This window comes from Pedobacter sp. GR22-6 (assembly GCF_037402555.1).
Taxonomy (GTDB): Bacteria; Bacteroidota; Bacteroidia; order Sphingobacteriales; family Sphingobacteriaceae; genus Pedobacter.
In genome coordinates, this window is the sequence record NZ_JBBEUC010000001.1 from 318,859 (window position 1) to 331,928 (window position 13,070).

The 13,070-nt window shown below is 45.4% G+C and carries 12 protein-coding genes; 9 read left to right on the forward strand and 3 right to left on the reverse strand.

Annotated elements, in window-relative coordinates:
* The first annotated feature begins 62 nt into the window (after positions 1-62).
* Entirely contained in the window at positions 63-1,271 is a 1,209-nt protein-coding gene (locus WAE59_RS01380; protein ID WP_337854131.1) for an MFS transporter, read from the forward strand.
* 54 nt (positions 1,272-1,325) lie between these two features.
* Here WAE59_RS01380 and clpB read toward each other — a convergent pair whose 3' ends face one another.
* Complete coding sequence (gene clpB, locus WAE59_RS01385; RefSeq protein ID WP_337854132.1) at positions 1,326-3,929, reverse strand: ATP-dependent chaperone ClpB; 2,604 nt, start codon at positions 3,927-3,929, stop codon at positions 1,326-1,328.
* Between the two features lie 187 nt (positions 3,930-4,116).
* Here clpB and WAE59_RS01390 point away from each other — a divergent pair, with 187 nt between their 5' ends.
* Entirely contained in the window at positions 4,117-5,229 is a 1,113-nt protein-coding gene (locus WAE59_RS01390; RefSeq protein ID WP_337854133.1) for a Gfo/Idh/MocA family protein, read from the forward strand.
* 30 nt (positions 5,230-5,259) lie between these two features.
* Positions 5,260-5,820 carry an NADPH-dependent FMN reductase gene (locus WAE59_RS01395; RefSeq protein WP_337854134.1) on the forward strand — a complete coding sequence of 187 codons (561 nt, stop codon included), beginning with the start codon at positions 5,260-5,262 and terminating at the stop codon, positions 5,818-5,820.
* Position 5,821: 1 nt separating this feature from the next.
* Here WAE59_RS01395 and WAE59_RS01400 read toward each other — a convergent pair whose 3' ends face one another.
* Both WAE59_RS01400 and WAE59_RS01405 read right to left on the reverse strand, forming a co-directional pair.
* Positions 5,822-6,550, reverse strand: coding sequence for an esterase family protein (locus WAE59_RS01400; protein ID WP_337854135.1), 729 nt, complete (start codon positions 6,548-6,550; stop codon positions 5,822-5,824).
* Positions 6,551-6,615: 65 nt separating this feature from the next.
* Positions 6,616-7,203, reverse strand: a complete 588-nt coding sequence (locus tag WAE59_RS01405; RefSeq protein ID WP_337854136.1) for a GDSL-type esterase/lipase family protein — start codon at positions 7,201-7,203, stop codon at positions 6,616-6,618.
* A 123-nt stretch (positions 7,204-7,326) separates the two neighbouring features.
* Here WAE59_RS01405 and WAE59_RS01410 point away from each other — a divergent pair, with 123 nt between their 5' ends.
* The 6 genes from WAE59_RS01410 to WAE59_RS01435 all read left to right on the forward strand — a co-directional run bounded on the left by WAE59_RS01410 (position 7,327) and on the right by WAE59_RS01435 (position 13,037).
* Complete coding sequence (locus tag WAE59_RS01410) at positions 7,327-7,896, forward strand: RNA polymerase sigma factor (RefSeq protein WP_337854137.1); 570 nt, start codon at positions 7,327-7,329, stop codon at positions 7,894-7,896.
* 76 nt (positions 7,897-7,972) lie between these two features.
* Entirely contained in the window at positions 7,973-9,229 is a 1,257-nt protein-coding gene (locus WAE59_RS01415) for a FecR family protein (RefSeq protein ID WP_337854138.1), read from the forward strand.
* Between the two features lie 49 nt (positions 9,230-9,278).
* Entirely contained in the window at positions 9,279-10,457 is a 1,179-nt protein-coding gene (locus WAE59_RS01420) for an aminotransferase class V-fold PLP-dependent enzyme (protein WP_337854139.1), read from the forward strand.
* Positions 10,458-10,502: 45 nt separating this feature from the next.
* Positions 10,503-11,276: a DUF2310 family Zn-ribbon-containing protein gene (locus WAE59_RS01425; RefSeq protein ID WP_337854140.1), complete on the forward strand. Its 774-nt coding sequence runs from the start codon at positions 10,503-10,505 to the stop codon at positions 11,274-11,276.
* Positions 11,277-11,381: 105 nt separating this feature from the next.
* A complete protein-coding gene (locus WAE59_RS01430; protein ID WP_337854141.1) occupies positions 11,382-11,828 on the forward strand; it encodes a protein-disulfide reductase DsbD N-terminal domain-containing protein in 447 nt (148 codons plus the stop codon).
* Positions 11,829-13,037, forward strand: coding sequence for an MFS transporter (locus WAE59_RS01435; RefSeq protein WP_337854142.1), 1,209 nt, complete (start codon positions 11,829-11,831; stop codon positions 13,035-13,037).
* Positions 13,038-13,070 lie beyond the last annotated feature (33 nt).

Consider the following 13,070-nt stretch of genomic DNA (forward strand, 5'->3'; position numbering starts at 1 on the left):
TTAATAATGACAATAACCCGGATTAAGAATTCTTTATATTTGCGTTTTGTTAATACGAGCCTATGAATTCTGCCGATACCACCTCTAATGCTGTTGAAAAAACGGTATTCCCGATTCTTTTTGCCATTAGTTTTTCGCATTTACTGAATGATACGATTCAGTCGCTAATTCCTGCAATTTATCCAGTGGTGAAAAAGACTTACAACCTGAGTTTTTCGCAGATCGGCCTCATCACGCTGACCTTCCAGATGGCGGCTTCTCTGTTCCAGCCTTTTGTAGGTCTGTACACCGATAAAAAACCACAGCCTTATTCACTGGCCATTGGTATGGGCTTTACCCTGATTGGCCTGGTGACGCTGTCTCAATCCACGGGGTTTTACTATATGCTGATCTCCGTGGCGCTGATCGGTACGGGTTCTTCTATATTTCATCCCGAAGCTTCGCGTATGGCCCATGCGGCATCAGGCGGGCGGCGCGGACTGGCGCAGTCGATCTTCCAGTTGGGGGGCAATGCCGGTAGTTCTATAGGTCCGCTTCTCGCTGCCTGGATCATTGTGCCTTACGGGCAGGGCAGTGTGCTTTGGTTTTCGGTAATTGCATTGCTGGCCATTTTGATCCTGAGCAGGGTAGGCAATTGGTATAAGGGCTATATGCTTAAGCTAAAGTCCAGGCAAGGTGCAAAAGCCAACGTTGTAGTGAATCACTTTTCCAGGAGAAGGGTCGTGTTTTCTGTAATCATCCTGCTGGTGCTCATTTTCTCTAAATATTTTTACATGGCCAGTCTGACGAGTTATTTCACTTTCTATGTGATCGATAAATTCCATGTTTCGGTACAGAGCTCGCAGCTCTACCTATTCATGTTCCTGGTCTCAGTAGCTGCAGGTACTTTAGTAGGGGGACCTGTGGGAGATCGCTTCGGACGTAAATACGTGATCTGGTTTTCGATATTGGGTACTGCGCCATTTGCCTTGTTGCTGCCTTACGCCAGTTTGTTCTGGACAGGCGTGCTGATTGTGCCGATAGGAATGATCCTGGCTTCCGCTTTTTCGGCGATTTTGGTGTATGCCCAGGAGCTGATCCCGGGTAAAGTAGGACTAGTTGCGGGCTTGTTCTTTGGTTTTGCTTTTGGTATGGGTGGAATAGGTTCAGCTTTATTGGGTAAGCTGGCGGACGATACCAGTATCAGGTATGTCTACCAGGTTTGTTCATTTTTGCCCTTGATAGGTCTGCTGACCGCATTTTTGCCAAATATTGAAAACAGAAAGAAATAGAACATAAACGCCCGTCATCTCCCTTGATGAACTAAGGGAGATGACGGGCGATTATTATTCTGCTTCTTTTGCATTTAGAAAGACAAACTGGTGATCGAACATGTCCAGTTTGATCTTGCTGTCTTTATCGATTTTTCCAGCCAGGATCTCTTTAGACAGTTCATTCAATATGCGTTTTTGGATCACCCGTTTAAGTGGGCGCGCACCAAACTGAGGGTCGTAACCCAGTTCGGCCAACCAGTCCAGTGCCTCTACAGACGCTTCAATCTGGATGCCCATTTCTGCAAGTGTGTCCTGTACATGCCTGAACTGCAGGTTTACAATGTCCCTTAACTCATTTCTGTTCAGCGGTGTGAACATGATCAACTCATCGATACGGTTAAGGAATTCGGGCCTGATCGTTTGTTTCAACAATTCAAACAGTTCATTTTTGGTTTTAGCGATCACTTCATCGCGGTTGTCATCGTCGAGTGCCTTGAAGTTATCCTGTATCAGGTGTGAGCCGATATTGGAAGTCATGATGATGATCGTATTCTTGAAATTCACCACACGTCCTTTGTTGTCGGTCAGTCTGCCATCGTCCAGCACCTGCAGGAGGATATTGAAGACGTCCGGATGCGCTTTCTCAATTTCGTCGAGTAATACTACAGAATAAGGTTTCCTGCGGACTGCTTCTGTTAACTGTCCGCCTTCGTCGTAACCTACATATCCCGGAGGCGCGCCGATTAAACGGGATACGGCATGGCGCTCCTGGTATTCACTCATGTCGATGCGGGTCATGGCGTTCTCATCATTGAACAGGAATTCTGCGAGCGCTTTGGCCAGTTCGGTTTTACCCACACCGGTAGTACCGAGAAAGATGAAGGATCCGATGGGTTTGCGTTTGTCCTGTAGGCCAGCCCTTGATCGCCTGATGGCATCAGAGATGGCTTCAATAGCTTCATGCTGACCGGCTACACGCTGGTGCAGTTCATTTTCCAGGTTCAACAGTTTTTCCCGCTCACTGGATACCAGTTTGGTAACCGGAATGCCTGTCCACCTACCCACTACACCGGCGATATCATCTGCGGTGACCTCTTCTTTTAGCATACGGCTTTCGCTTTGCAAACCTTCCAGTTCCGCCTTCAGTTGCTCCACTTTATCCTGTGATTCTTTGATCTTGCCATAGCGGATTTCTGCTACCTTTCCATAATCACCTGCACGTTCAGCCTGGTCGGCCTCGAGTTTGTAATTTTCAACCTGCTCCAGTTCGTTGTTGATGTTGTCTACCAAATCCTTTTCACCTTGCCATTTCGCTTTGATCTCATCGCGTTCAGCGGAGAGGTTTGCGATCTCTTCAGCCAGGGATTTCACCTTTCGGGTGTCATTTTCCCTTTTGATCGCTTCCCGCTCAATTTCCAACTGCATGATCTTACGGTTAAGTTCATCCACTTTCTCCGGTACACTGTCCATCTCCAAACGCAGTTTAGAAGCTGCCTCGTCCATCAAATCAATGGCTTTATCGGGCAGGAAACGATCGGCAATATAGCGTTGCGACATTTCAACAGCTGCAATGATCGCCTCATCTTTGATCCGCACCTTATGGTGGGTTTCATAGCGCTCTTTCAGTCCACGGAGGATAGAGATGGCATCCTGGGTATCGGGTTCGTCGACGATTACCTTTTGGAATCGGCGTTCCAGGGCTTTGTCTTTTTCGAGGTATTTTTGGTACTCATCCAGGGTAGTGGCACCAATAGCGCGCAGTTCTCCACGGGCCAGGGCTGGTTTCAGGATGTTTGCAGCATCCATAGCCCCTTCACCACCACCCGCACCGACCAGGGTATGAATCTCATCGATGAACAGGATGATGTCGCCATCACTTTGGGTCACCTCTTTCACTACAGCTTTCAAGCGTTCTTCAAATTCGCCTTTGTACTTTGCACCTGCGATGAGGGCACCCATATCCAGTGAATATACCGTCTTGGTTTTCAGGTTGGTGGGTACGTCTCCCTTGATGATCCTGAAGGCGATGCCTTCGGCGATGGCAGTTTTACCTACTCCAGGTTCACCGATCAGTATCGGATTGTTTTTGGTACGCCTGGACAGGATCTGGATCACCCTCCTGATCTCTTCGTCGCGTCCTATTACCGGATCCAGTTTTCCTGACTCAGCGTATTCATTTAAGTTCCTTGCGTATTTATTCAGCGCGTTATAGGTGGCTTCTGCATTCTGGTCAGTCACCCGGCTATCGCCCCTCAATGCGATGATTGCTGTCTTGAGGTCTTTCTCATTTACACCCTGATCTTTAAGCAGTTTCGAGGTATTGTCGCTCACAGAGAGAATGCCCAATAAAAGGTGCTCTACGGAGACAAATTCATCTTTGAATTCTTTCAGGTAAGCCTGCGCTTTTTGTAGTGCCGAATTGCTTCCTGAAGTCAGGTATGGACTACTGCCCGTTACTTTCGGGAACTGCTCAATCTGTGTATCCAAATGCTGGTTGAGCACATTCAGGTTGACATTCAATTTTTTCAGAACGTAGGATACTACGTTCTCATCAACAGTGAGCAAACCTTTGAGCAGGTGTGCTGTCTCAATAGCCTGTTGCTGATTGCCCTGGGCTATTGCGGAAGCCTGTTGAATTGCTTCCTGGGCTTTTATCGTAAAGTTGTTGAAGTTCATGGCTCAGGTTAAACAAAGCAAATGCCATCGTAGTTTTTTGTAGAATACCTGAATTTTTGTCGCGTGATTTGGATTTGGGCTGACTAAATTGCTGAAAAATAATGCTTTGTACTGAAAAAATGACCTATTGGACTTGTTTTTTAAACCAGGACTTCACTAAATTGTTATGAATTAAAAAAAATAGACCATGAATACACGTCGTGATTTCCTCCAACTGCTCGCTGCCTCTGCCGTTACCTTGCCTTTTATACCCTTGTCCGGTCTGGCCGCCAAAACAAAGGTTGTTGAAGAAGTTTATGATGGCCCTGTATTGCGGGTTGCATTGATGGGCCTTGGCGGTTATGCCAATCGTGTTGCGGAAGCCATGAAGGATTGTCAGAAAGCCAGGTTGACTGGTCTTATAAGCGGCACGCCGGCCAAATTGAAAGACTGGCAGGCAAAGTATGGGATCGACCAGAAGAACTGTTACAATTACCAGACTTATGAACAGCTCAAAGACAATCCGGATATCGATGCCGTGTACGTGACTACTCCAAATGCGCTGCACCATGACCAGGTGATCGGTATTGCCCGTAGCGGCAAACATGTGATCTGTGAAAAACCTATGGCCTTGAATGCTAAAGAAGGAGCTGAGATGGTAGCAGCCTGTAAAAAAGCGGGTGTAAAACTACTGGTAGGTTACCGCATGCACTTTGAGCCAAAGACGCTGGAAGTTATTCGTATGCGGAACAGCGGCGAATTCGGTAAGATCAGGTTCTTTCAGGGAAACTGCGGTTTTAATATCGGTGATCCTAAGCAATGGCGGCTCAATAAACAACTGGCTGGTGGAGGTGCCATGATGGATATAGGCATTTATGCGCTCAATGGTGCCAGGTATATGGTTGGAGAGGAACCGGTCTGGGTGACTGCACAGGAAACCAAGACCCAGCCTGAACGTTTCAAAGAAGGAGTAGACGAGACCATACAGTTTCAGCTCGGTTTCCCCGGAGGAGCAGTTGCTTCCTGCTTGTCGACCTATGCCATGAACAACTTAGATCGTTTTTTCATGACCGGCGACAAAGGTTTCGTGGAAATGCAGCCTTCTACTGGTTATGGACCTATTAAAGGCAGGACCCATAAAGGCGAACTTACCCAGCCACATTTCACGCACCAGACTGTGCAAATGGAAGAGATGTCGGAGATCATCCTCAATGGCAGAACACCGGTTGTCCCTGTTGATGGAGAAGAGGGGTTAAAGGACCTGAAGATCATTGATGCCATTTACCTGGCAGCGAGGACTGGTAAAAAAATCTATCTTTAGACATTCAATTTTATAATTATTCTAAAACATATGCCACATATAGCGATCATTTCTGCAAGCGTCAGAAAAGGAAGAAACAGTCACCGCACTGCCTTGTATTTCCAAAATTTTATCACAGAAAAGAGGCTTGCGACCGTCGAAATCCTTGATCTCCAGGAATATGATTTTCCCATTTTCGAAGAGCGCCTGCGATTCTTTGATCAACCTACGGCAGCGATGCTGGATTTTGCAGATAAGGTGAAAGCTGCGGACGGAATTCTGATCGTTACGCCGGAATATAATGGGGGTTATCCTGCAAGTTTGAAAAATGTGACAGATCTTTTGTATGATGAGTGGAAGAGGAAGCCGATCGCCATTTCTACCAATTCAGCGGGGCCATTTGCCGGAAGTCAGGTTATTACCTCTTTACTATTTACTTTATGGAAAATAGGCGCCTGGGTGGTACCTGCCATGTTTCCCGTCCCGAAAGTTCAGGATGCTTTTGATGAATCAGGAAAGCCTGCTGACCAGGCCGGTACGGATAAAAGAGCGACTGCTTTTATGAATGAATTGCTTTGGTGTATACAGGCGAAAAACAATATGAAGGAGTAGATCAGAGGTAGATGGGAAGCATTTTTCGCCAGTAATGGGGACGGTGTGCATTACTTTCCCAGATGTGAAATTGATTCGCAATCCCTTTCTCCCAAAGTTTTTTACTGAAATCTTCATTTCCAGGGAGAAAGGGATCAGTTTCTCCCACGGCGAGAATGACTTCCATACTGCGGATCGCATTCAACAGAAAATGGTCATTCAGGTTGGGGATATACTGTTCGGGCATGTTGAAATATACAGTCTCATTATGATGACCATCGAGCAGATCTTTGAAGTCGCCAGGGCCCTTGGTTAGGTCGTATCTGCCGCTAATGCCAACGGATTTTTTGAATAACCAGGGATACTTCATGGCCAGGTTTACGGCATGGTAAGCACCCATGCTGCAGCCCGCAGTTTCTATATAGCCACTGTTGTTTTTCAGTCTGATCATTGGAATGACTTCCTCTATGAGGTACTTCTCATATTGCAGGTGCCGGGCTATCCGGACAGCGGGAAAAACCTGCGGGTTGTAAAAGCTTTCCCTGTCGATGCTGTCTACACAAAAAAGCTGCAGTTCACCATTGTCTATTCTTGCTTTTAAGGCATTCACGATTCCCCAGTTTTCGTAGTCATAAAACCTGGCCATGCGAGTGGGGAAAAATAATACTGCCCGTCCTGTATGGCCAAAGACCAGCAGTTCCATCTCCCGTTCCAGTCGCTCGCTGTACCACTTGTGATATTCACGGTTCATCGCTATCAAATTTCGCGGGAAATATCCAGGTTTGATGTTAGGTAGATATTAAGGGAGCATGATGATTAGAATACTGCATTTCCGATGATTTCTTTCCATAAACGGTAACCCTGAACGCTTAGGTGCAAGCCGTCCTGGGAATAGTATTCAGCGTTGGGCTGTCCTGATTTATCCAGCATCTGCTTAAATACATTGATAAATTTCCAGTTATTTTGTTTTTTGATGATCTCACCTTCGATCAGGTTGTTGGTATACATGAATTTATCGGCCATATGCCAGCGGCTGAGGCTCGGTTTCAATGAGATGAAATAGCAAGGGATGCTGCCAAAGCGCATTTCTGTTTTAACCATTAACTGCTGAAAAAAGATAAAGATCTCTTCGGGATTTCTTCCATCGCCAAGGTCATTATCTCCGGCGTACACAACGAGCGCCTTCGGATGGTAATCAGTCATGATCCTTTCAAAGAACCAAACACAGGCTGCAAGGGTAGAGCCACCGAAACCAAGATTAGCCACTTTTTTGCCCGGAAAATTCAGTTGGAGATCATTCCATAAACGAATGGAGGAGCTGCCATAAAAGATGACCTCAAGATCGTATGCATTGTCCTGTCGGTTATTCTCAAGCTGTTTGACATCATTTTCGTACCAATACATTTCGCTGCTTTATTGGGTAAAGATAGCAGGTTCTTCATTGGATTGATATTAAGTTTTAAACTCAGCCAATAGTTGCCTGGTCAAGTTACTATTTTACTGCAAGAATTGTATATTAGTCGCTCTATGAACAATCAAAGCACTTTTTCTGACCGCGAACTGCTCTTTAAACTGCGTCAAGGGGACAAGTCTGCTTTTGATGAATTGTATGAAAAACATTGGGAACGGGTTTATAATCAATCCTTTAAAAAATTGCGTGACCCTGAGTTGTCAAAGGACATCACCCAGGATGTTTTTATTCACCTTTGGTCGCATAGAGCGGTCAATTCCATTGAAAATCTACCCGCTTACCTTTTTACTGCAGTCAGGAACAATGTGTTTCGGACTTTAAAGCAGGAATCAAGATTTATCCCCATCGATGAACTGATCCTGGAGGCCCGGGCACAATATCCACAGGCAGATGCGGTACTTTTGGAGAAAGAGTTTCTTAAACATTACGAGAGCTTTGTGAATGCAATGCCTCCTGCACAGCAACAGATTTTCCGGATGCGTTACCATGAAGACTACTCAACGCAGGAAATCGCTGAGATGCTTAACCTTTCCAGGGGGACTGTCCAAAACCAGTTGACGAGAGCGGTAACGATGTTAAAGGCTTCTTTGCTTTCAATCGCGTTCTTACTCAGTCAGCATCAGTGACCGAAATATTTTTTTTGATTCCTTATGTGAGATTTTCAGGTTGAGGTCTCTTTAATGGTAGACAAAAATAACAACCATGACCAAAAACCAATTTCTAAACCTGCTTCAAAGATACCTCGATGGCGAATCCAGTAATGGAGAGCAAAACCTGCTACATGCTTATTATGATTTTTTTATGGCGGATCCTGATGTACTTGCATTACTGAATTCTGAAGAAAAAACACAGCTGGGCTTGCAAATAAAGCAGAGGATTGACACGGGCATAACTGTGGAAGCAGGTCCATTCCCCTGGGCGCGTATTATTTTGATAGCAGCGGCCGTAGCAACGGTCATATTTGGCGTGTGGTTCTTTAGGGACTATTCATCAGGGCATACGCTCGATGCTGATCGGGGCATCGCTATGCGGACCGAAATCATCCCAGGGCCGAGTGCAGCTATACCCGGGAAAAATGATGTGGCGGCAGGAGGCAAAGGGGCAACCTTGAAACTGACAGGTGGAGACAGCATCTTTTTGAGTGCGGTAAAAAGTGCAGTTGTTATTGGTGAAGATTTGAAATATAGCGATGGCTCAGCGGTTGGTCTTGATGTGGCAAAGCAGGAGCGTCAGGAGGAACTCCCTGTTGAAAGCAAAGCTTCAACTGGAATGATTGCTTTCCCGATGTCGATCAGTACCGGCAAAGGTCAGACCTATCAAATGGTATTGGCTGACGGGACGAAGGTGTGGTTGAATGCAGGCTCGCAGTTGGATTTTCCATCCAGTTTTGATGGAAGCAGTACCCGGACTGTGAAATTTTCAGGAGAAGGATATTTTGAGGTAAGTCCAGATCAGAGACATCCTTTTATTGTGCAAAGTCCGAGTCAGCAAATAGAAGTGCTGGGAACACGATTTAACCTCAGCGATTATGGCGGTCAGGCCTCGGCAGTGACTTCATTACTGGAGGGAAGTGTGCAGGTAAACCCGGTTCCGAAATTCATTGATCAGGCCAGTGCAGCAAAGAAAAGTGGAGATCATAAAGCCCTTGTCCTGAAGGCCGGTCAGCAGTTTGTGCTGAATAAAGAATTTCAACGGCTTTTAAAGGTTGATGAGAAAGTCGTTCTGGCATGGAAAGCGGGTGATTTTTATTTTGAAAATGAAAATATTCTGGAGGTGATGAATAAGATTGCCTATTGGTATGACGTTGAAGTCGTCTATGTCAATGAGAAACGAAGCGCGGGCGGTTTACTTACGGGACAATTCAGCCGGACTAAAAAGCTGTCGGAGGCACTACATCTGATTAATGCAGCTATGGGCCTTCAATTCAGAATAGAAGGTAGAAAAGTGTATGTAGAATAGTGTTTTTTTAAAAAAATGATGGGTATTATTGTCTTACCAAAATGATACAATGATAGCACATAAAGAAGTTCAGGAATTACGTAGTCAGACCAGAGGGGTAGCCCAGGTCGTACATTTTAACAATGCGGGTTCATCCCTGCCTGCCGATGTGGTGGTGGATACTGTGATAGACTATTTAAGGGAGGAGGCGATGGCAGGCGGATACGAGACTGAAGCGAAATATCAGCCTCAGATCGATGCGGTATATGATCGTATTGCGACCCTGATTAACGCTGAACGCGATGAAATAGCCTTGTTTGAAAATGCCAGCGCGGCCTGGGGTACTGCATTTAAAGGATTGTCTTTTCAGGAAGGCGATGAGATCATTACCAGTGAAATGGAGTATGTGACCAACCTGATCGGTCTGGCAGACACGCAGCAGCTAGGTGGAGTAAAGGTAAAAGTAATTCCCAATGATGAACATGGCAATTTTTCTATGTCTGATTTCGAGCAGTCCGTTACACCTCAGACCAAGTTGATCGCGGTGACACATGTTTCCTCTTCTGGAGGAAGCATTCTACCCATAGAAGAGATTGGTAAAGTTGCAGAAAGCAGAGGAATACTTTACCTCGTAGATGCTTGCCAGAGTGTGGGGCAAATGCCGCTTGATGTACAGAAGATCAAATGCGATATGCTTTCCGTTACGGGCAGGAAGTATTTGAGGGCGCCCAGGGGAACGGGGTTCTTATTTGTAAAGAAAAGCAGTCTGGATAAATTGAAGCCTGTTTTAATGGACTTTCTCTCCGCAGGTAACGTATCTCTGTCCGGCTATACCATAAGACAAGATGCACGCCGTTTTGAACTGTATGAAAAAAACAGGGCGCTCACACTTGGATTGGGGAAGGCAGTAGAGTATGCGCTAGGCATCGGTCTGGACCGCATTTGGGCGAGAATTGAATATTTATCGGGCATAATGCGCAGTGCGCTGGCTGAGATTCCCGGACTGAGGGTTCATGATTTTGGTGACCATAAAAGTGGTATTGTCACGTTTACCCTCGATGGAACAGAGAGTTTGGAGCTGAAGATAAAGCTGGCTGCGGCCGGTATCAATGTATCTGTAGGCGGAGCCCAGGCCACACCGATCTATATGGAAAAGAATCAGCTTTCAACAGTAGTCCGAGCGTCGGTACATTATTACAATACGGAAGAAGAAATAGAACTGCTGTGCCGTGCGATTGCAGCTATGTGATTTCTGGAAAATATTTTTTAGATTCAATATCTAAAAAATACGATCATGTACAAGCAAAAGATCTCAATAGCCATCAATTCCGATTACGACAAAGAAAAACTGTTTGATGAATTTATGATGTTGATGACCAGTTTCTCGAGGACAGGTCAGGTTGTGGGTGGTATAGCTTCTCCTTATGTCAGTGAAAATGAACTGATCTCTTATCAGACTACTTTGGAGAAAGATGCTTTGGATGCAAAATATTATGATGAATGGGTGGCAGCCAGCGTCAAAAATCTGGAAACTTGGTGCAATGCGCCATTGATCACAATGGTAGCTGGCCAGCACATCCCTGCATACAAGGAAGTTTGTAAATGTGGAAACAGGCATACTTATGTTTTGTTTACTGCCTATGCTAACGAAGGTGCTGTGATCGATTGCGGGAACTGTGGTTGCCCGGTTCCTGTATACCAATTGGAAGAATTGACCAGTAGTGACAGGGCCGATATAAAGTGCTGGGCTGAGGATTATGCAGCCTGTGACAGCTTGAATATGGGCTGTCATGTGGGAGAAGAATGGGCAATCAAGCAAATGTCTGATTGGAAATCTCAGCTTTCAAAATTTGGAATTGATGTTTGCAGCAGAATCACAAAACGGACCGGGGTACCCAGCTACTACTACTATCTGTTCAATTACAAAAATATTTCTCTGGAAAAGGATAAACAATGTAAATGTCCATCCTGTGATGGAGAATGGCTACTCGCTGAAAAATGGCTGGGATTCTATGATTTTAGATGTGATCATTGTAAATTGCTCAGCACCCTGACCACCAATACCTGATTTTTCAATCTGAAATGTTACTTTACTATTTCAGAGAATTTAGATCGGCAAATGGTGTAAAATGCTAGATTTACATCCATACGTTCAAATAAAAATAGGAGCACCATGAAGAAACTTTTCCTTTTACTCGCTTTTTGTACATTGGTCCAGTTTGCCAATGCGCAAATATTGAAACCAGTCAAATGGAGTTACGCTGCAAAAAGGCTTAATGCCAAGGAAGGCATTGTATTCCTGAAGGCGACCATCAATAACGGCTGGCACATTTATTCGCAAAATATTGCTGCTGATGGGCCAACAAGAACGGTGTTTACCTTTCAGCCTTCTAAAGATTTTGTGCTGAACGGAAAAACCATAGAACCAAAACCTGTAAGTCACTTCGATAAGATGTTCAACATGAATATCGGTTATTTTGAGAAAACAGTCGTTTTTCAACAAAAGGTAACACTCAAATCAGCGGGAAAAGTAGCGGTGAAAGGCAAACTGGAGTTTGGCGCCTGCGACGATCACCAGTGTACTCCACCTGAAGAAATTCAGTTCAGTGTAGTGATCTAATTGAAAGATTTTATACGTTTATACCTCGAGGCCTATCGCGGATTGTCTACACCTGCATGGATGTTGGCACTCGTGATGCTCATCAACCGTAGTGGTGCCATGGTCATCCCATTTCTGGGGGTTTACATGGTCAATCACCTCCATTTTTCCCTGCAGGATACAGGTACTGTGCTGAGTTGCTTCGGACTGGGAGCTGTATCCGGCAATTTCCTTGGTGGCTGGCTGAGCGATAAGGCAGGCCATTTTAAAGTGCAACTCGTCAGTCTTTTCCTTACCGTTCCAATGTTTGTTTTGTTGCCACAGCTGGATGCTGTGCTTCCACTGGCAATTGGTGTTTTTACCTTGAGCCTGATCTCTGAGACGTTCAGACCTGCCAATTCGGTCTCCGTCGCGTACTACTCCAAACCTGATAATGTGGTTCGTTCCTTCTCCCTGAACAGGATGGCGATGAACCTGGGCTTTTCTATCGGACCGGCACTTGGCGGTTTTCTCGCAGCCATTTCTTATCGCTTTTTATTTTACGGTAATGCCATCGCTGCATTGGGTTCAGGCTTACTATTCTATTTTTACTTTAGAAACCTGAAGGGTAATGCAGGGCCGAAACAGAATCCTGCTGAAGAACAGACAGACGAAGCCGGGCGCTCACCTTATCGCGACTTGCCTTACGTGTTGTTTAGTCTGCTCTGCTGTGTGTTTGCAATTTGTTTTTTGCAATTGTTGAGTACATTACCTTTGTATTACCGTACAGTTTACCAGTTATCTGAAACCCAGATTGGCATTATCCTGGCGTTCAGTGGAGTGGTGGTGTTTTCATTGGAAATGTTGATGGTGCATATTGCTGAACGCAATTTTACCGTGCGGACAGTCATTGTAGCGGGTACTGTGCTCTGCGCCTTTTCTTTTCTGATCCTCAACCTGGCTAAGGGTATTCCGGTATTGTACTTCGCCATGTTTGTACTCTGTCTTGCAGAGATTTTGGCCATGCCTTTTATGGCTACAATAACACTGAAAAGATCCAGTTTAAAAAAGCGGGGGGCTTATATGGCATTGAATGCCTTGTCTTTTTCCATAGGTCATGTCTTTTCTCCATTCCTGGGTACCAGAATTGCCGGGGCTTTTGGTTTCGAAGTCTTGTGGTGGGGCACAACCGCTGCCCTAACGATGACGGCCATCGGCTTTTTCTTTGTAATGAAGCGAATGCGCTTGTAGATGCATAAAAAAAGGCGGTGTCCTTGATGGTAC

Bases quoted from the DNA above. Each gene is read 5' to 3' on its own strand.
- WAE59_RS01380 (WP_337854131.1), top strand. From the start codon at position 63: ATGAATTCTGCCGATACCACCTCTAATGCTGTTGAAAAAACGGTATTC.
- WAE59_RS01390 (WP_337854133.1), top strand. From the start codon at position 4,117: ATGAATACACGTCGTGATTTCCTCCAACTGCTCGCTGCCTCTGCCGTT.
- WAE59_RS01425 (WP_337854140.1), top strand. From the start codon at position 10,503: ATGTACAAGCAAAAGATCTCAATAGCCATCAATTCCGATTACGACAAA.
- clpB (WP_337854132.1), bottom strand. From the start codon at position 3,929: ATGAACTTCAACAACTTTACGATAAAAGCCCAGGAAGCAATTCAACAG.
- WAE59_RS01400 (WP_337854135.1), bottom strand. From the start codon at position 6,550: ATGAACCGTGAATATCACAAGTGGTACAGCGAGCGACTGGAACGGGAG.
- WAE59_RS01410 (WP_337854137.1), top strand. From the start codon at position 7,327: ATGAACAATCAAAGCACTTTTTCTGACCGCGAACTGCTCTTTAAACTG.
- WAE59_RS01415 (WP_337854138.1), top strand. From the start codon at position 7,973: ATGACCAAAAACCAATTTCTAAACCTGCTTCAAAGATACCTCGATGGC.
- WAE59_RS01430 (WP_337854141.1), top strand. From the start codon at position 11,382: ATGAAGAAACTTTTCCTTTTACTCGCTTTTTGTACATTGGTCCAGTTT.
- WAE59_RS01405 (WP_337854136.1), bottom strand. From the start codon at position 7,203: ATGTATTGGTACGAAAATGATGTCAAACAGCTTGAGAATAACCGACAG.
- WAE59_RS01395 (WP_337854134.1), top strand. From the start codon at position 5,260: ATGCCACATATAGCGATCATTTCTGCAAGCGTCAGAAAAGGAAGAAAC.
- WAE59_RS01420 (WP_337854139.1), top strand. From the start codon at position 9,279: ATGATAGCACATAAAGAAGTTCAGGAATTACGTAGTCAGACCAGAGGG.